Genomic DNA, 17,208 nt, shown 5'->3' with positions numbered 1-17,208 from the left:
AACTAAAGGATAGAAACGACACCTGCTCAGCGCCTGGCCTTTCCCGCGACTATTGAGGTTATGCCTGCTTAGGCCAATTTAGCTCGCAAAACTTGCGCCCACTCTCCTAATTTTTACGCAACATCTTAATTTTTAAGCAGATAAAGTGTAAATTTTTTCTTTTAGAGCCCAGCCAGAAGCTACTAAGCAACTACAGCTTACTTAATTCTTCGGTGTAGCCGCCGCTCAAAATGGGGAAGCGCAGCCACGAACGAGGGTCCACGTTGTAGTCGTCGAGGTGGAAGCTAGGGGCGTACCGTTCGCGCTTCCACTGGTTGCGGCTCCAGAGGCTGTAGAAGCGCTTGACGTAGGTTTTCAGTAGCTCCGGGTCTGTAGCTGACTCTTCTTGCATGAGCGTAGCCAGGACTTGCTGCGGGCTAAGCCGGTTGTAGAACGCCAGCCGCTCGATGCGGTTGAGCAAAACGTACGGCATCAGGTCCCGCTCGTCGGTTTGTTTTTCTTCGAGCGGGCGCAGCTCGGCGGTAGGTTGCAGGTTGTTTACGTGGCTCAAGGCGGGGTATCCGAGTTCGGTTTGGGCCCACACCAGCCATTTCTTCACAAAATCCTTGTCGACGCCACCAATGGGCGAGATGCTGCCGGCCGTGTCGCCATCCATGGTGCAGTAGCCCACAGAGGCTTCCGAGCGGTTGGAAGTAGTAATGAGCAAGCAGTTCTGCACGTTGGCCAGGAGCCAAATAGCCGGAGCACGCACCCGCGCCTGAATATTTTGCAGCGCCAGATCATCGGTTTTCCAGCTTAGCTCCCGGTTCAGCGCGTGCTGAATTTTGCCCACGTAGCCTGTCACCTCCTGGTCGATTTCCCAGTTGTAAAACACCGCTCCTATCGAGTCGGCTAGTTCCTTCGCTGAGTTGAACGTATCGTCGGAGGAATTGACGGTGCCTTGATAGGCGCAGGTAAGCAAGCGGCGAGTGAGTTGCTTGTTGATTGCTCTCTGCTGCTGATCGGGGTCCGTCAGGGAGGCATCTTTCGGACCGGGCATGCTTTGGTCGGGGGCAGGGGCCACCGGGCCAGCTATTGCTTCAATTTCCTCGGCGGTAAAGCAGCCACTGCGCCGCATAAACTCTGCTGTACCAAGTTCGGTGGTACCCAACCGCACCATTTCAGCCACCGACACGGCACACAGGCACGAATCAGCGCCGCCGCTTAAACTTAGCACGAAGCCGCGGCTACGGGCCTTGCGCATGTAGTCAAATAAAGCCAAACTCAGCGCTTGGTTTAGCTCACGGTATTCGTCAGGGGCAGGCAGCGGGTCGATGGCGTCGAGTGCAACTGGTTCGAGCGGCACCGTAAAGTCAACGTCCGCATATTCTAGATCCACCTCCTTGAAGCTCATAAGCTGGTTGCGCTGCAACAGATGGCCATTGCGGGCCACCAAGATTTCGCCGTCGTAGGTGATGCGGCCGGCCTCGTTGCCGAGCAAGTTGGCGTAGAGGTAGGTGCAGTTGAAGTTGCGGGAGGCTCGTAGCACCAGCTGGTAACGCAGGTCGGTCTTGCTCATGGCGAAGTGCGAAGCCGATGGATTCACAATCAAATCCACCCGGCCTTGCAGCCGGCAGGCGGGTCGTATGTTGTCGGGCCGCCACGCATCCTCGCAGATCTCAAACCCAAACTTTACGCCCTGGTGCTCGAAAATCATGTCGCCTAAGGTCCACTCCTCTCCCTCCCAGGTCACGGTAGTGGTTTCGCCTGCAGGCCACGGGTGGAAAAAACGCGGCTCGTAATGCACACCGTCGTTGGCCAGAAACTGCTTGGCCGCAAAGCCCAGAATCTGCCCGTCGCGCAATACAGCAGCCGTGTTATAGGTGCGATGTTGCAAACGTACCGGCAACCCCACTACTACGCAGATGCCTTCGGTCCAGGGCCGTACTTGCTGCAGATGAACCAGTGCTTGCTCCGGCAGCCAACCACTCAGAAACAGGTCTTCACAACCGTAGCCTGTCAAGCACAACTCCGGCAGGCAGAGCAATTCCACCCCGGCCGCTTTAGCTTGCTCGATGGCCTCGCGGATCACGCGCAAGTTATGGGTCCAGTCAAACGGTATCTGGTTGAGGGCAGCGCCGGCAATTCGCATAAAGAGAGCTTAAGGATGAGCATTTACCTTGCAAATAACTCGAAATGCCCGATACAGGTTGTCGACGTCGGTTATCTATTCTCGTCGTAGCTGCATTAGTCACCCTGGTTCTGCTTTGTTACTGCACCGCGCTGCTTCGCCCTTGGCTATCTAGGACACGGAGCTTACCGTTCTCCATCAACAGCGCGTGGAGTGGCTGGCCTTTATCAGTAAGCTCCTGATGCGGCAGGTCGATGGCAATAACTTTTCCGTGATAAAGCGGCTTTATGCGCTCTACGGGCGTGTGCCCAACCACCATGGTGCTAGCTGAATAAGCTGCTAGTATTTGTGCTACTTCTGCTTCTTCGGCCTCTTCAAAAACCAGCCCCCGATACCAATCTGGGCTACTAGGTGGCTGCGTTGCTTGCCTTTCCTGCGCAGACAATTGTGCTACGGGCGTATCAATACTGGCGCGAGCCAGCGCGTTGAGGCGGTTTAGCGAAAGACGTTGAGTGGCAACCGCCGGGCTGATGCCACCATGCACAAACAACACGCCCCCAATGCGCTCCACCACGTTTTTGGTACGCAACCACTGCCCAAGCACGGTACTGCGGTCGTACCAGTTTTCGTAGGGAATACCTAGGGTATCTGCATTTGCGCGGTATTTGCGGCGCACATACTTGTAGTGGCCCGTCAAGTTCATCCGTTCGTGGTTGCCTAGAATGAAATGCACTTTACCGCCAGCTTGCTTTGCCTCTTGTTCCAGCTTGTAAATTAGCCAGAGGCACTCCGTCACATTTAGCCCCCGGTCGAAAAAGTCGCCCACAAGTACCAAATGCCCCTTCCCGAACTGCCAAGCCAGGTGCTGATCTACTACGCCGGCCCCGCGTAACAAGGATTCGAACCCTTTGAAATTACCCTCGATGTCGGAAAGGGCCAGCCATTTCGCTGGCGCGGGATATTCAGTTGCTTCAACAGCCAATGAATCCGGAGTTCTCCGCAAGGGCACGCGAAACTCCCGCTTTGTCTCCTGCACAAAACATGTCAGCGTGTCCCGACCGTCGGGCCGTAGCGTATCGGTCTGCACAAGCAAGCTGTTGCCGCTTGGCACGATGCGCTTGCTGATAAGCCGTCCGCCCTCACTGACAACCAACGGGCCATCCGCAGCGACACCCGAGAAGTCACTCACGCTATGTGGTCCTTTAATAGACCAACCAGGAAGGAAATATAATCGATTGATTTTGCCTAAAGCAAGCAGCCCGATACCGCCGGCAAAGTATAAGACAACCAGCAGCAGCACCCCGAGTACTATCTTCTTTACCATAAACAGCTAACTCCAGACTAGTTTTCATAACCCGCCGGGAGTAGCATAGCCTACACGCCCAGCATTTCCAAAGCTCGCTCTGCGGCTAACTGTTCTGCTTGTTTCTTGCTTAAACCCATGCCTGTGGCTATGGCTTCTTCATCTAGCAGTACAGTGGCAGAAAATTCCATAACCCCACCTGGCCGAGACTCCCCGTTCAATTCGTAGCGGAGCGTTTTGCCGTTGCGTTGCGCCCATTCAATAAGCTTGCTCTTGAAGTTGGTGGTGGTTTGGGTCATGGACTTTACGTCCACGTAGGGCTTCACAATGCGGCCTAGTACAAACTTGCGGGCCGCTTTATAGCCTTGGTCGAGGTATACGGCGCCTACCAACGCCTCTAGGGCGTTGCCATTCACAGAGCGGGATCGAGCAGCGCGGCCCTGCCCTGGATCAAGCTGCACGAGCTTATCGAGGCCGAGCTTCAGAGCCAGGGAATTAAGGCTTTCCCGGTTCACAATGCGGCTGCGCATTTCGGTCAGGAAGCCTTCCTGCTCGTACGGGAACTTGCGGAACAAGTACTCGGCTACCACTGTGCCGAGCACCGCGTCGCCGAGGAACTCCAGCCGCTCGTTGCTTTGCTGCCGTCCCTGCTCGCCTTGCTGCCGCACCACCGACGAATGGGTGAACGCCAAACGATAAAGCCGCACGTTGGAAGGCGTGCGGCCCGTTACCGTAGCAATTGCTTGCAGGAAGGCTTGGTCCTGCCCCAGCATCCGCCGAAAAAAGCCGAACAAGGGCAGACCTGCCATTACGCTTGAAATTTGCGGAACACTACCGACGTGTTGTGCCCACCGAAACCAAACGTATTGCTTATAGCCACATTCACCTCACGGGTTTGGGCTTCGTTGAACGTGAAGTTCAACCGGGCATCCAGTTCCGGGTCGTCGGTGAAGTGGTTGATGGTGGGAGGTATAATGCCGTGCTGAATAGCCAAAATGCTGGCTACTGCCTCAATACCGCCCGCACCGCCTAACAAGTGCCCCGTCATGCTCTTGGTAGAACTGATGTTGAGGTTGTAGGCATGCTCCCCGAACACCTTCTGGATGGCCTTCACCTCAGCACCGTCGCCAAGGGGCGTGCTGGTGCCGTGGGTGTTGATGTAGTCCACTTCCTCGGGCTGAATACCGGCATCGCGCAAGGCGTTCTGCATTACCAGCACCACTCCTTCGCCCGTTGGGTCGGGAGCCGTGATGTGGTAGGCATCCGAAGAAAGACCACCACCAATGATTTCGGCGTAGATTTTGGCGCCGCGAGCTTTGGCGTGTTCGTAATCTTCAATTACAAGCGCCCCTGAGCCTTCACCTAGCACGAAACCGTCCCGGTCCTTGTCGTACGGCCGCGAAGCTGAAGGCGCGTCGTCGTTCCGTTCGCTCATGGCCTTGAGAGCGTTGAAGCCACCCACACCAGCTTCCGTAACAGCTGCCTCCGACCCGCCAGTTACCACCACATCGGCCATACCCAGGCGGATGTAGTTGTAAGCGGCGACAATAGCGTCGGAAGAAGAAGCACAGGCCGAAGTCGTTACGAAGTTGGGGCCGCGGAAGCCGTTCTTGATCGAAATGTTGCCCGATGAGCTATCGGCAATCATCTTCGGAATGAAGAAGGGGTTGTAGCGCGGGGTGCCGTCGCCCTTAGCAAAGGTGAAGCACTCGTTCTGGAACGTTTGCAACCCGCCAATGCCGGAACCCCAAATAACGCCTACCCGGTCCTTGTTCACGCCTTCGGCCAAACCCGCATCGAGGATGGCCTCGTCGCTGGCAATGACGGCGAACTGCGTGAACAGGTCCATCTTCCGACCTTCTTTGCGGTCGAAGTAATTATCTGGATTGTAATCTTTCACTTCGCAAGCGAAGCGAGTCTTGAACTTGCTGGCGTCGAAGCGGGTGATAGGTGCGGCACCACTTGTGCCTTGGCGCAGGCCGTCCCAATATGCTGGAACAGTGCTACCAAGCGGCGTGATGGCACCCAACCCCGTAACGACAACTCTCCGAGAAGCCATAGGAATGGGCAGAGATTACGAAAAAGTGGAAAAGCAAAACGGTCGGCGGCAGGCCGACCGAATGCGCGAAAGCCGCTATAAAACGAGTAGTTGGCAGTAAGTAGCGAGTAGTGAGATATACCTTAAACCAGGTTGGAAGGTCTCCTTACTGTATACCAATTACTTAATACTATCCACTTATTTGGCGTGTTCCTCGAGGTAGCTGATAGCCTGACCCACGGTACCGATGTTTTCGGCTTGGTCGTCGGGAATGGACACGTTGAATTCTTTTTCAAACTCCATAATCAGCTCTACTGTGTCGAGCGAGTCGGCACCTAGGTCGTTGGTGAAGCTTGCCTCGGGAGTAACCTCAGATGCTTCTACGCCTAGTTTATCGATGATGATGGCTTTTACTTTTTCTGCAATTTCAGACATTTCCGTGGGGGTTTAGAGAAAACTCGCCACAAATAACACCATCTTCCCTAACATTTTCAAACATCGACTCCCTAATCTTGTCAGTACAAGATTCTGACCTGAGCAGTTCATTTCGTGGGTTAGGTGTGTAATTTTGCTTGCTCTGGCTTTAGTCTCTGCCCATGAAAACGCTCACTTTGGACCTAGAATACGAGTGCAACTTCGACTTATTCGGGGTGGTTTCGTCGAGCCGTGAGCACACCTTGGCGTGGCAGCTCAACCAGTTGCTACGCCTGCGTCTGGTGAAACAGCAAGACCTGATTTACGACTTGTTTAGTCAGGGCCGGCTTGTTATTAGCAACTACTTGCATGCCACCGAACACTTCACGCTGCGGCTGTTGCGCAACCGTTCCCTGGATCCATCAGTATTGAAAAAACCGTTCCTAGCGCCCGATATCAAGGAATACGACTACCTGATTCAGGTTAGCAACGGCACTGGTATGCTCGCGCCCGAAACGCTAGTGACGGAACTTGCCGCCTTACCCGTGGTGCAGTATGTATGTCAATTCGACCCAAATAGCCTGAAGTTTAAAGAAAATCTGCTCTTTTGAGGATTGTAGCGCCAAGCTCCAGCTTGGCGAACGGTCGGCGCACCGTGCCGGCCTCCCACTTCACTCACCGTTCAACGACTTACCAAGCTGGAGCTTGGCGCTACTTGCCCATGGAAACACGTGCTCAGTTCAATAAAACCAAAATTGTGGCCACCGTCGGCCCGGCATCCAACACCTACGAACGGTTGGCAATGCTCATCCGCGAAGGGGTGGATGTATTTCGGCTCAATTTTTCGCACGGCTCCTACGAAGACCACCTCTCGGTAATCAACACCGTCCGGCGCCTCAACAAAGACTTGCGCACCAATGTGGGTTTGCTGCAAGACTTGCAAGGCCCCAAAATTCGGTTGGGTGAAGTAGAAGGCGGCGGCGTTGAAATCACGCGTGGCGACAAGATTAAGTTGGTATGCGGCGAGAAAGAAATCAGCACGGCCACCCGCTTGAGCACCATTTACTTGGGTCTGGCCCGCGACGTAAAGCCCGGCGACATGATTCTGCTCGACGATGGCAAGATTGAATTGAAAGTGCTAGCCACCGACCGCGAAACGGAAGTGGACGTGGAAGTAATATATGGCGGCCTAGTGAAGCCCCGCAAAGGCATCAACCTCCCCGACTCCGAAGTATCGGCTCCTTCCATGACCGAAAAGGACATTGAAGACTTGAAGTTTGGCTTGGCGAACGATGTAGATTGGGTAGCCCTATCGTTTGCCCGCCGGGCCGAGGACATCCGCTTTATTAAGAGCCTGATTGCGGAAGCAGGCAAAGACACGCGTGTAATTGCCAAAATCGAGACGCCTGAAGGCCTTCGTAACCTCGACGAAATCATTGCCATTACGGATGCCGTGATGGTCGCCCGCGGCGACCTTGGCGTGGAGGTGAAGATGGAAGAGGTGCCGATGGCGCAAAAAATGATTGTTGAGAAGTGCAACAAGGCAGGCAAACCCGTTATTGTGGCCACGCAGATGATGGAAAGCATGATTTCGGCCCCGCGCCCGACCCGTGCCGAAACCTCCGACGTAGCCAACGCCGTGATGGATGGCGCCGATGCGCTGATGCTATCGGCTGAAACTGCCGTAGGTCAGTATCCGGCTGAGGTTATTCGCTCGATGGTAGGCACTATTGCCAGCGTGGAAAGCCGCAGGCCGAGCCTCTACAACCACTGGTTCCCCATTGACCCCACCGCGCCAAGCTTCATGGTGGATAGCTTGCTATCGGCAGCTTGCCACTTAGCCAAAAACACAGGTGCCAAGGCTATTACAGCCATGACGCACCGTGGCTACACGGCCTTCCAGATTGCGAAGTACCGCCCCAAAGCCAACATCTTCGTGTTCACCGACAACCGTCCGCTGCTGACCACCCTCAGCCTGATATGGGGCGTGCGTGGTTTCTACTACGACCGGATGGTAAGCACCGACAACACGGTGCTAGACATTAAATACGTGCTCACTACTATGGGCCACCTCCAGAAAGGTGACGTGTTCATCAATACAGCGTCTATGCCTATCAACGAGAAAGGCAAAGCCAACATGGTGAAAGTAAGCGTAGCGTAAGGCCAAGAGTTTTACTCTTTAATATCGCCGACTGCTCAAAAAAGAGGCCCGCCTGAGTCATCAGACGGGCCTTTTTGTTTGAATTTATGGGCTTCACCAGCGTCTCATCATACTTAGTATAGATGTTCGGTGAAGACGCTTCCGTTGGCGAGCAGGTACGCGCACCTATAGTAGGTGCAGCGGCTGAAGTGACACACCGAGCTTTCGCTTTCTTCGTTTACATCTCAGACGAACGTGAAAAGGCCCCGCACTCGCGCGCAGGGCCTTTTCTGTATGAAAGAGCAGAAAGTAGCTTTTGCCGCTTAGGCAGCCAGCGACTTCACGAACTTAGCCAGCTTCGACTTGTTGTTGGCGGCTTTGTTCTTGTGGATGATGTTCTTTTTGGCCAGACGATCCAGCATCGACGATACTTTGCTTAGCAGCTCTTGAGCGGCAGTAGCATCGGTGGTTGCACGCAGCTTCTTGATGGCGGTGCGGGTAGATTTTGCCTGGTAACGGTTCAGCACGCGCTTAGCCTCGTTGGAACGGATGCGCTTAAGGGCCGACTTATGATTTGCCATGTGTTAAAAAGGTCTTCTGCTCGAATTCAGTTCAATTGGGTTGGCAAAGGTAAGGCTTTGGTTTGAAATAGCAAATACTTGATGGAATGTAATAAGTGGAGTTTACTCTAATGCAAGCGCAATTACCAAGATGAACCGAGTCATCTAACATAGCATCATTGCTACTCACAGTTACCGTTTCCTGCCGGAAGGTATACCTAGCGTAAAATTACCACTCAATCTTGCATGTCATTTTGTGCATTCTTGCTACTCCACTTAACGCGGCGCTTTTGTTTGCTTATCCGCTTGTTTTGCTTGCCTTCCGTCAGCAACTTTCCTTCTGAAACTAAAGTTATACAAGCTCTAGACGCATATTTCTGCCTCTAAAAAGTATGCATGCCTACATTATCTGTTGCTATTCCACTGCTCAACTAAGCTTCCGCTTTCTACCTAGCTTGCAATACTTATGCCTCTTGTAACACACTCTCGCTATCAGCCGCCATTCTATCTTTTCAATGGCCACCTTCAAACTATTGTTCCTAGCCTGCTTCGCACGGTACCGGAGGTGCGTTACGAGCGCGAGCGAGTGGAAACCACGGACGGCGATTTTCTGGACTTAGACTGGTCTCGTTTGAATGACCGAAGTGTGGACACACTATGCATCGTGTCGCATGGGTTGGAGGGCGACGCGGGACGGCCTTACGTGCGCGGCATGGTGCGCGCACTCAACAAAGCCGGTTTCGATGCGTTGGCTTGGAACTACCGCAGCTGTAGCGGCGAAATGAACCGCTTACTTCGCTCCTACCACCTCGGCGACACCGACGACCTGGATTTTGTGGTGCGCTACGCTTTAGCTACTGGCCGGTACCAGCGGGTGTATCTCACGGGTTTTTCGGCTGGTGGCAATGTCACGCTCAAGTACTTAGGCGAAAACCCTGACCGAGTACCCCACGAGGTGCAGCGGGCCGCAGTGTTTTCAGTGCCCACTGACCTCAAAGCTAGTTCCCACCAGATTGCTCGGCCCGAAAACCGCGTCTACCTAAACCGCTTCATGAAGTCGTTGCGGCGCAAGATGCGCGAAAAGGCAGCGCTGCTACCCGGTCAAGTGAACCTGGAAGGCCTAGACTTGCTCCGCGACTTTCCGCAGTTCGACGACCGGTTTACAGCCCCGATGCACGGCTTCAAGTCGGCCGATGAGTATTACGAGCACTCGGGTTCGGGTCGATACCTCAGTGCTATCCGCATCCCCACACTGCTCGTTAACGCCCAGAACGACCCGTTTTTGGCGCCCACCTGCTACCCGCGGGAAGTGGCGTCCCGCAGCGAGTTCGTGTATCTGGAAACCCCACAGGGAGGTGGCCACGTTGGGTTTGCAGAGGGCACGCCCGATGGCGAGTACTATTCAGAGCGCCGGGCCGTGGAGTTTCTGACAGCTCAAGTGCCTGCATGACCCTGTTGCGCCTAGCTCCTAGTGCGACTTCCTTTTAGGAGAAGAGAAAGTACTACGTCTTGTCCGCTCTTTTTTGGAAGCAGACACGGACACTTCTACTGCGTAACGGGAACAAATACGACCTTCTTGGTTTCGAAGAACTCCTCTTCGTAGAAATCTTTCAGATCGTGAATTTTGGCTTTCAGGCCAGACTCTTCTATTTCCTCGGTCAGGTCGCCCCCTTTCAGGTAGTAGAGCCCGTTGGTAGCATTGCCACTAGGTTTATAGCGAAACGCAATCCAGGTGTGGAAGGTAGCGAGGCGCGCCACGGCGCGGCTTACGATATAGTCATACTTGGTACGAAGCTGCTCGGCCCGGATTTGCTCGGCTGTTACGTTGGTTAGGCCTAGGTCACGGGCCATTTCCTGCACGGCGTGGATTTTCTTGCCGATGCTGTCTACCAAGTGGAACTTCACCTCCGGAAACAGAATGGCCAGTGGTAAGCCCGGCAGGCCACCACCCGTACCCACATCCAGCACCGACGCCCCCGCCGAAAACTCCACCACTTTGGCAATACCTAAGGAGTGCAGAAAATGGCGCTCCGCCAAATTGTTGACGTCGGTGCGGGCTACCAGGTTGAGGCGCTCATTCCAGCTGCGAAACTCGGTGTCGAGCTGCTGGAACAGTTGGCGCTGGTGGTCGGTGAGGTGCGGGAAGTAGCGGTTGATAATATCCATCGTACCGGCAAAGATAGGAGCTTGGCTAAGTGCCCGCCTAGAACCTGCCGCTTGATCCGACAATTCTGCCGGGCATAAAAAAGCCCCGCTTGTGGGCGGGGCTTTTCGTTAGATGATTTCCTTTTTGTTTTTCACCATGTCATAGAGCAGCTCACGGGCGCGGTGCAGTTGCGCTTTCACAGTGCCAAGCGGGGCTTTTAGCTCCTGCGCTATTTCTTCGTAGCTCAGTTCGTCGAAGTAGCGGAGCGTAACGAGACGCTGGTACTTATCGGGCAGCCGCGACACCACGTGCTGCATGATTTCAATTTTCTGGTTCTTGATGGTCGACTCCTGCGGGTTCAGGTTTTGGTCGCGGAAGTCGATAGTGATTTCGTCACCGTTGTCGATTTTGATGGCCGAATCAATCGACATCGTCTTGATTTTATTCTTGCGAATGAAGTCGATGCAATTGTTGGTAGCAATGCGGAACAGCCAGGTGCTAAAGGCAAACTCCGGATTGAATTTGTGCAGGTTGCGGAACGCCTTAGCGAAGGCCTCGATGGTGAGATCTTCGGCATCGTCGGGGTTGCGCACCATTTTCAGCACCACGTGATAAACTGGTTTTTTGTAGATCTGCATCAACTCCGCGTACGCCTTTTCGTCCGCGTTTTCTACAGCGGCCCGAATCAGTTTGAAGTCGTGCTTGGCTTTAGCTGAAAATTGTTTTTCCGGATTATTTACTTCCATCGGAGGTTACGGTAGAGGAACAGGGAGACTCCCAGAGCGAGATAGTAAAAAAAGTAGACAAGGTCTAATATTGGCAGTAGCGCGCCCGGCAATGGGTCGTCAAGTCTACGGCTGAGACGCAAATAGGTACCTGAAACAAGTGCGGTGCGTAGTGCCCATAATACAGCCAAAGGTACCCAATCCGAAGGAAAAAACAGCAGAGTTAAACTTATACTATGAAAAAGCACATTGCTTCCGATAAAGGTTCCAATGCGCCAACGGTCGGCAGCCCGGTAGCTGCGCCCCGCCGACATGTGCCGCCGTTTCTGCCGCCACCAGCTCGTCCAGGTTCGAGCCGGTTCACTGAGCGTGTGTGCCACGGGGTCGGCTACCACCGTTACTCGCTTTCCTTGCCCAACGGCATCCTGCACGAACAGGTCGTCGTCGCCGCTTAGGCTGCGAATGTGGGAGGCAAACCCCCTAGTGGAGTGAAAGACATCTTGGGTATAGGCTAGGTTGCGGCCCACGCCCATGTATGGTTTCCCACGCCACGCGAACGAGAGATACTGCGCCCCGGTAACTAAGGTTTCAAACCTGATCAGCTTATTCAAAAATCCGGGTTCGGCGGCGTAGGCCGAGTAGCCTAGCACGACATTGGCGGGGCGCTGAAAACCAGCCTGCATATTGAGCAGCCACTCGTCGGTGGCCGGTATACAGTCAGCATCGGTGAACAGCAACCGAGGGTAGCGCGCTACTTTAATGCCGAGGGTAAGGGCGTATTTTTTGGGTGCTAATCCTTTGGGCGTGCTGGCTATGGTGACCAGCCGTACAGTGGAATAGTACTGAGTAAGTTGCTGGAAGTAGAGAAACGAATCGTCGGTGGAACGGTCGTCTATCAGCACAATTTCGAAGCCAGCCGGATAGTCCTGCTTCAGCAGCAAGGGCAGTAGCCGGCGCAGGTTATCGAGTTCGTTGTGGGCGCACACTAGTATCGATACGGGCTGGGCCTGCGTGGCATTGGGATTAGGCTCCGGCGGACGGTTGGCAAAGGGCAAAAAATAATAGATGACATAAAATAGCTGTACCAGCACAGTAGCCAGCAGCAGCCAAACAGCCGGAGAATAGCTCAGCAACAAAACGAGGAAGTGAATTAGCCTGCAAAAGTAGGCATTCGGGGTGGCGGAAGTACCTTTGTGGTTCTTACGACTTTCACGCTAGCGTTGGTAGTGAATAGGACTAGGTTTCTTGCAGCAGTTGAACTCCGACGGCGCGAAACCAGAGCCCACATTCCCGAAACGCACAGCGCGAAATCAACTTCCCCGCATGACTTTCGACCTAGTAACCAACGACCCCCATACCAAAGCCCGCGCCGGTGTAGTGCACACCGACCACGGCGCTATTGAAACGCCCATCTTTATGCCCGTCGGGACGGTGGGCACCGTGAAGGCAGTGCAGCAGCGCGACCTTACCAACGACGTGCAGGCCCAAATCATCCTCGGCAATACCTATCACCTCTACCTGCGTCCTGGCCTCGACATCCTGCACAAAGCCGGCGGCTTACATAAGTTCAATGGCTGGGACCGGCCCATCCTTACCGATTCGGGCGGCTACCAGGTATACTCACTCAGCGGCACACGCAAAATCAAGGAGGAAGGCGTGAAATTCCGCTCCCACATTGATGGCAGTCAGCACTTGTTTTCGCCAGAAGGCGTGATGGACATTCAGCGCACTATCGGGGCCGACATTATCATGGCCTTCGACGAGTGTACGCCCTGGCCCTGCGAGTACGACTACGCCCGCCGCTCCCTCGACATGACCCACCGCTGGCTGAAACGCTGCATCCAGCGCTTCGATAGCACCGAGGGCCACTACGGCTACTCCCAAACACTGTTCCCGATTGTGCAGGGCAGCACATTCAAAGACTTGCGCATCAAGTCGGCGGAATTTATTGCCGAGCAGCAGCGCGAAGGCAACGCCATTGGGGGCCTGAGCGTGGGCGAGCCCGCCGAGCTGATGTATGAGATGACCGAGCTGGTTTGTGACATTCTACCCAAAGACAAGCCGCGCTACCTGATGGGTGTGGGCACCCCGGCCAATATTCTGGAGAATATAGCGTTGGGCGTAGATATGTTCGACTGCGTTATGCCGACCCGCAATGCCCGCAACGGCATGCTCTTCACCACACAGGGCATTATCAATATCAGCAACAAGAAGTGGGCCGATGATTTCGAACCAATTGACGCTGAACTAGGTGGCTACGTCAGTACGTTCTATTCGAAAGCCTATGTGCGTCACCTCTTTCACAGTAAGGAAATGCTCGGCCCGCAAATTGCCTCCATCCACAACCTCACCTTCTATCTGTGGCTGGTAAAGCAAGCCCGCCAGCAGATTCTGGCCGGTACCTTCCGTGAGTGGAAAGACCGGATGGTAAAGCAGTTGATGACGCGGTTGTAAACAAAGAGTTGTAGACAAAGAAACGTCATGCTGAGCGCAGCCAAAGCATCTCGCGTGCTGATGCTGCCAAAGTAAATGATTTTACCACACTAGCGAGATGCTTCGGCTGCGCTCAGCATGACGGACTGGATACATAAAAATGAAACTGCTCGATAAATACATTCTCAAGAAATTCCTCACGGCCTTCTTCTTCACCGTCGTGGTATTGGTGATGGTGATTTGCGTGATTGACTTCACTGAGAAGAACGATGACTTTCTCAAGCATAGCTTGGGGGTGAAGCAGATCATGCTGGAGTACTACGTGAATCTGTTTCCGTATTATGCCAACCTGCTCTCCCCTATCACCGTGTTCATAGCAGTGGTGTTCGTGACGGCGCAGCTAGCGGCCCGCACCGAGATTGTGGCTATTCTGGCCAGCGGCGTGAGTTTCAAGCGGCTGCTGGTGCCTTACATAATGGGCAGCACGATTCTGGCTGTTATTACCATGGGCCTCACGGGTTGGGTGATTCCGTACGCCAACAAAACTCGCGTTGACTTCGAGCGGAAGTACGTAAAGAACCCATACCACTTCAAGGGACGCAACGTGCACATCAAAATTGGCCCGAAGAGCTACGCCTACATGGAGAGCTACGACAACGTGAACAACGTGGGCTACAAGTTTGCGCTGGAAACCGTGGAAGGCACTCTGCTCAAACGCCGCATGACGGCCGAGGCCATCTCCTGGGATTCTACCAAGCGGGCCTGGCGCCTTACCCCCCAACTCGTACGCATCATCGATGGTCCGAAAGAGAAGCTGCTCACGCTGCCCCAACGTGATACCACGCTCAATCTCTACCCCAAGGACTTTGCCAGCACCTACCGCCTAAGCGAAACCCTAACGCTGCCGGAGCTGAACCGCTATATCCAGCAGAAGATAGACCGGGGCGCCGCCGACACGCAGATCTATCTGAGCGACAAATACGAGCGGTATGCCTACCCCTACGCCATGTTTATCCTCACCATTATCGGGGTTATTATGAGTGCACGGAAGTCACGCGCTGGTGTTGGGGGGCAGATTGCGTTGGGTTTCGTGCTGGCGTTTGTGTTCATCATCTTCGTTATCCTGAGCCGTAACTTCGCCCAGGTTGGTGACTTGAACCCGATGCTGGCCGCCTGGATACCAAGCATTGTTTTTACGTGCATCGGGCTGGTGCTGTACCGGGTGGTGCCTCGGTAATGCGAGTAACTGAATAGCTAAGTAACTGAGTAAGCTATTTAGCTTTGTCCCTGACAGCTTTTTCACTCAGCTACTCATGTTGAAAGACTACCTCCGCCTGCATTTCATTGTGTTGCTTTGGGGCTTCACGGCCATACTAGGCAAGCTGATTTCGGTGCCGCCGGTGGAGCTGGTATTTTGGCGGACCTTGCTGGCGACTGTAGGGCTCGGGATGCTGCTAGCAGCGCGGCAGGTGGCATGGCGCGTTCCGCCAACCGAGGCGCTCCGGCTTATGGGTGTAGGGTCGCTGGTAGCCGTACACTGGATAACGTTCTTCCTCGCGGCTCGCTTATCGTCGGTGAGCGTGTGCTTGGCGGGTATGGCCACGCTGGCACTCTGGACGTCTTTGCTGGAGCCCTTGATCTTGTGGCGGCGGGTGCGTGCCTATGAGGTCGGCCTGAGCATGCTGACGATGGTGGGGCTGTATCTGGTGTCGAGGGCCGAGCTGGACCAGCTGGCGGGCTTGCTCGTGGCTATTTTGTCGGCGGGGCTGTCGGCACTGTTTAGCGTGATGAACTCGCAGCTGGTGAAGCGCCACACGCCGCTGCGGCTTACCTTCTACGAAATGGGTGGCGCTTGTCTGAGTATTGCGCTGTTCTTTCCGGTTTACAGCCGCTACTTCAGCGAGGGTCGGGGGTTGCAGCTCGCCTTCCACGGCTACGACTGGTTATGGCTAGGCGTGCTGGCCGGCGTGTGCACCGTCTACGCTTTTTCGTCATCGGTGGAGCTGATGAAACGGCTATCCGCTTTTGTCGTGAATCTGACCATCAACCTGGAGCCCGTGTACGGCATCTTGCTGGCTGTTTTGATATTCGGCAGCGAAGAAAAAATGTCGTTTGGGTTCTATATGGGCACGCTTGTGATTTTGTTTAGCGTGCTTATCCACCCGGTCATCGACCAATGGAATCAGCGGCGCATCCAGCGCAAAGAAGCAGTGGATGTGTTGGTAGGATAAGGTGAACTGGAGCGTTTGGTAGGGCGCTGGTATCAGTAGCGCGGACTCAACAGCAAATGCGCCGTTTCATCCTTACAACCGCCCATCCCAAACCAAGTACTCCGCTGGCATTTCCAACTTTGGAGGAAGTTCTAAGCCCGGAAACAGTCCGTACACCGCCGAACCCGAGCCTGACAAAGAAACATAAGCAGCCCCTGCGGCATAAAGCTGCTGCTTGATTTCGCCAAGTACCGGATAAAAGGGAGTTAGCGCATCTTCGAAATCATTGCTAACCGTTTCGCGCCAGGTTTCCAGGGGTTGGCGCAAGGCTTCACGCAAGTCGTGAAGGGGCGTGCGAGGCGTTACCCGAGAATACGCTTCGGCAGTGCTGATGTGCAGGCCAGGATACACCACTTTGCAAGCCGTACCGCTCAGGTTCAAGCTAATTTCTTCGAACACGTCGCCCTTCTCATATGCGAAGACCGGCTTGTTGGCTATGAAAAAGGCGCAGTCGGAACCGAGCCGGCGAGCGTAGCCGACGAGCGTTTCGGCGGACAGATTCAGCTCAAACAAGTCGTTTAAAGCACGCAGGGCAAAGGCCGCATCGGCTGAGCCGCCTCCCAAACCCGCGCCGATGGGTACCACTTTGTGCAGGTGCTGCCGTATGGGCGGCAAGTTGAAATCGGCGCGTAGCAGTTCATAGGCACGATGGCAAAGATTGGTAGCGGGGTCGCCCGGAATCGGGATGCCGGTAAGCGAGAGGGTGATTTCGGCAGGCTCGGCGGCGGGCAGCACTTCCAGCGCATCGCACCACGGCAAGGGCACAAATACCGATTCGAGGTTGCGGAAGCCGTCGGGCCGCTGGCCGGTGATATAGAGGCCGAGGTTGAGTTTTGCGTTCGGGAAAACGAGCATGGCGCAAATGTAGCGGAAGCTTCTTAGGCTTCGGTTAATCAACCAACCGGCTTTTGGCCAGCTACACAAGGCTGCAGTGCAAGCCGGCATCAGATAGCAGACAATTCTTGCTGCGTCTGCATTGCGCGCTTCTAGCAGCAAGCAGCTTGACGCTTGCACAGGTTTTCGTACATTCTGTAGGTGCTTATAGATTCCTTGTCTGTGTATGAAGGGT

General features: G+C 54.5%; 16 protein-coding genes. 6 read left to right on the top strand and 10 right to left on the bottom strand.

The window, feature by feature from the left end; all coding sequences use genetic code 11:
• Positions 1 to 190 precede the first annotated feature (190 nt).
• The 5 genes from nadE to P1X16_RS01930 form a co-directional block, all read right to left on the bottom strand.
• On the bottom strand, positions 191 to 2,131 hold the full coding sequence (gene nadE, locus P1X16_RS01950) for an NAD(+) synthase (RefSeq protein WP_277225887.1): 1,941 nt from the start codon (positions 2,129 to 2,131) through the stop codon (positions 191 to 193).
• Between the two features lie 118 nt (positions 2,132 to 2,249).
• Positions 2,250 to 3,434 carry a metallophosphoesterase gene (locus P1X16_RS01945; protein ID WP_277225885.1) on the bottom strand — a complete coding sequence of 395 codons (1,185 nt, stop codon included), beginning with the start codon at positions 3,432 to 3,434 and terminating at the stop codon, positions 2,250 to 2,252.
• Positions 3,435 to 3,484: 50 nt separating this feature from the next.
• Positions 3,485 to 4,222, bottom strand: coding sequence for a ribonuclease III (rnc, locus tag P1X16_RS01940; RefSeq protein WP_277225883.1), 738 nt, complete (start codon positions 4,220 to 4,222; stop codon positions 3,485 to 3,487).
• Complete coding sequence (fabF, locus tag P1X16_RS01935) at positions 4,222 to 5,472, bottom strand: beta-ketoacyl-ACP synthase II (RefSeq protein WP_277225881.1); 1,251 nt, start codon at positions 5,470 to 5,472, stop codon at positions 4,222 to 4,224. The genes rnc and fabF overlap by 1 nt, the downstream gene beginning before the upstream one ends.
• A gap of 177 nt (positions 5,473 to 5,649) precedes the next feature.
• Entirely contained in the window at positions 5,650 to 5,886 is a 237-nt protein-coding gene (locus tag P1X16_RS01930) for an acyl carrier protein (RefSeq protein ID WP_019948606.1), read from the bottom strand.
• 161 nt (positions 5,887 to 6,047) lie between these two features.
• Between P1X16_RS01930 and P1X16_RS01925 the strand changes: the two genes are divergently transcribed.
• Both P1X16_RS01925 and pyk read left to right on the top strand, forming a co-directional pair.
• The gene (locus tag P1X16_RS01925) at positions 6,048 to 6,476 is read left to right on the top strand and encodes an IPExxxVDY family protein (RefSeq protein WP_277225872.1); all 429 of its coding nucleotides are present in this window, start codon (positions 6,048 to 6,050) and stop codon (positions 6,474 to 6,476) included.
• 110 nt (positions 6,477 to 6,586) lie between these two features.
• Positions 6,587 to 8,026: a pyruvate kinase gene (gene pyk, locus P1X16_RS01920; RefSeq protein ID WP_277225870.1), complete on the top strand. Its 1,440-nt coding sequence runs from the start codon at positions 6,587 to 6,589 to the stop codon at positions 8,024 to 8,026.
• 302 nt (positions 8,027 to 8,328) lie between these two features.
• On the opposite strand, the gene rpsT is transcribed toward pyk, so the two are convergent.
• Complete coding sequence (gene rpsT, locus P1X16_RS01915) at positions 8,329 to 8,586, bottom strand: 30S ribosomal protein S20 (protein WP_245122196.1); 258 nt, start codon at positions 8,584 to 8,586, stop codon at positions 8,329 to 8,331.
• A gap of 445 nt (positions 8,587 to 9,031) precedes the next feature.
• On the opposite strand from rpsT, the gene P1X16_RS01910 reads away from it, so the two are divergent.
• Positions 9,032 to 10,015 carry an alpha/beta fold hydrolase gene (locus tag P1X16_RS01910; RefSeq protein WP_277225868.1) on the top strand — a complete coding sequence of 328 codons (984 nt, stop codon included), beginning with the start codon at positions 9,032 to 9,034 and terminating at the stop codon, positions 10,013 to 10,015.
• 95 nt (positions 10,016 to 10,110) lie between these two features.
• Here P1X16_RS01910 and rsmG read toward each other — a convergent pair whose 3' ends face one another.
• The 3 genes from rsmG to P1X16_RS01895 all read right to left on the bottom strand — a co-directional run bounded on the left by rsmG (position 10,111) and on the right by P1X16_RS01895 (position 12,569).
• On the bottom strand, positions 10,111 to 10,731 hold the full coding sequence (rsmG, locus tag P1X16_RS01905; RefSeq protein WP_277225866.1) for a 16S rRNA (guanine(527)-N(7))-methyltransferase RsmG: 621 nt from the start codon (positions 10,729 to 10,731) through the stop codon (positions 10,111 to 10,113).
• 108 nt (positions 10,732 to 10,839) lie between these two features.
• Positions 10,840 to 11,457, bottom strand: a complete 618-nt coding sequence (locus P1X16_RS01900; protein ID WP_245122189.1) for a sigma-70 family RNA polymerase sigma factor — start codon at positions 11,455 to 11,457, stop codon at positions 10,840 to 10,842.
• Positions 11,448 to 12,569 (bottom strand): glycosyltransferase, encoded by a 1,122-nt coding sequence (locus P1X16_RS01895; RefSeq protein ID WP_277225864.1) that lies wholly within the window; start codon positions 12,567 to 12,569, stop codon positions 11,448 to 11,450. The genes P1X16_RS01900 and P1X16_RS01895 overlap by 10 nt, the downstream gene beginning before the upstream one ends.
• A 190-nt stretch (positions 12,570 to 12,759) precedes the next feature.
• On the opposite strand from P1X16_RS01895, the gene tgt reads away from it, so the two are divergent.
• The 3 genes from tgt (at position 12,760) to P1X16_RS01880 (ending at position 16,100) form a co-directional block, all read left to right on the top strand.
• The gene (gene tgt, locus P1X16_RS01890; protein ID WP_277225863.1) at positions 12,760 to 13,890 is read left to right on the top strand and encodes a tRNA guanosine(34) transglycosylase Tgt; all 1,131 of its coding nucleotides are present in this window, start codon (positions 12,760 to 12,762) and stop codon (positions 13,888 to 13,890) included.
• Positions 13,891 to 14,029: 139 nt separating this feature from the next.
• Positions 14,030 to 15,106, top strand: a complete 1,077-nt coding sequence (locus tag P1X16_RS01885) for an LptF/LptG family permease (protein WP_277225861.1) — start codon at positions 14,030 to 14,032, stop codon at positions 15,104 to 15,106.
• Between the two features lie 76 nt (positions 15,107 to 15,182).
• Positions 15,183 to 16,100: a DMT family transporter gene (locus P1X16_RS01880; RefSeq protein ID WP_277225859.1), complete on the top strand. Its 918-nt coding sequence runs from the start codon at positions 15,183 to 15,185 to the stop codon at positions 16,098 to 16,100.
• Between the two features lie 72 nt (positions 16,101 to 16,172).
• Here the strand turns inward: P1X16_RS01880 and ispE are convergent, their stop codons facing one another.
• Complete coding sequence (gene ispE, locus P1X16_RS01875) at positions 16,173 to 16,994, bottom strand: 4-(cytidine 5'-diphospho)-2-C-methyl-D-erythritol kinase (RefSeq protein ID WP_277225857.1); 822 nt, start codon at positions 16,992 to 16,994, stop codon at positions 16,173 to 16,175.
• Between the last annotated feature and the right edge of the window lie 214 nt (positions 16,995 to 17,208).

It is taken from the genome of Hymenobacter sp. YC55 (assembly GCF_029433095.1).
Classification (GTDB): domain Bacteria; phylum Bacteroidota; class Bacteroidia; order Cytophagales; family Hymenobacteraceae; genus Hymenobacter.
Note: the sequence above shows the minus strand (reverse complement) of the source record. Positions and strands in the feature narration are given on the sequence as shown.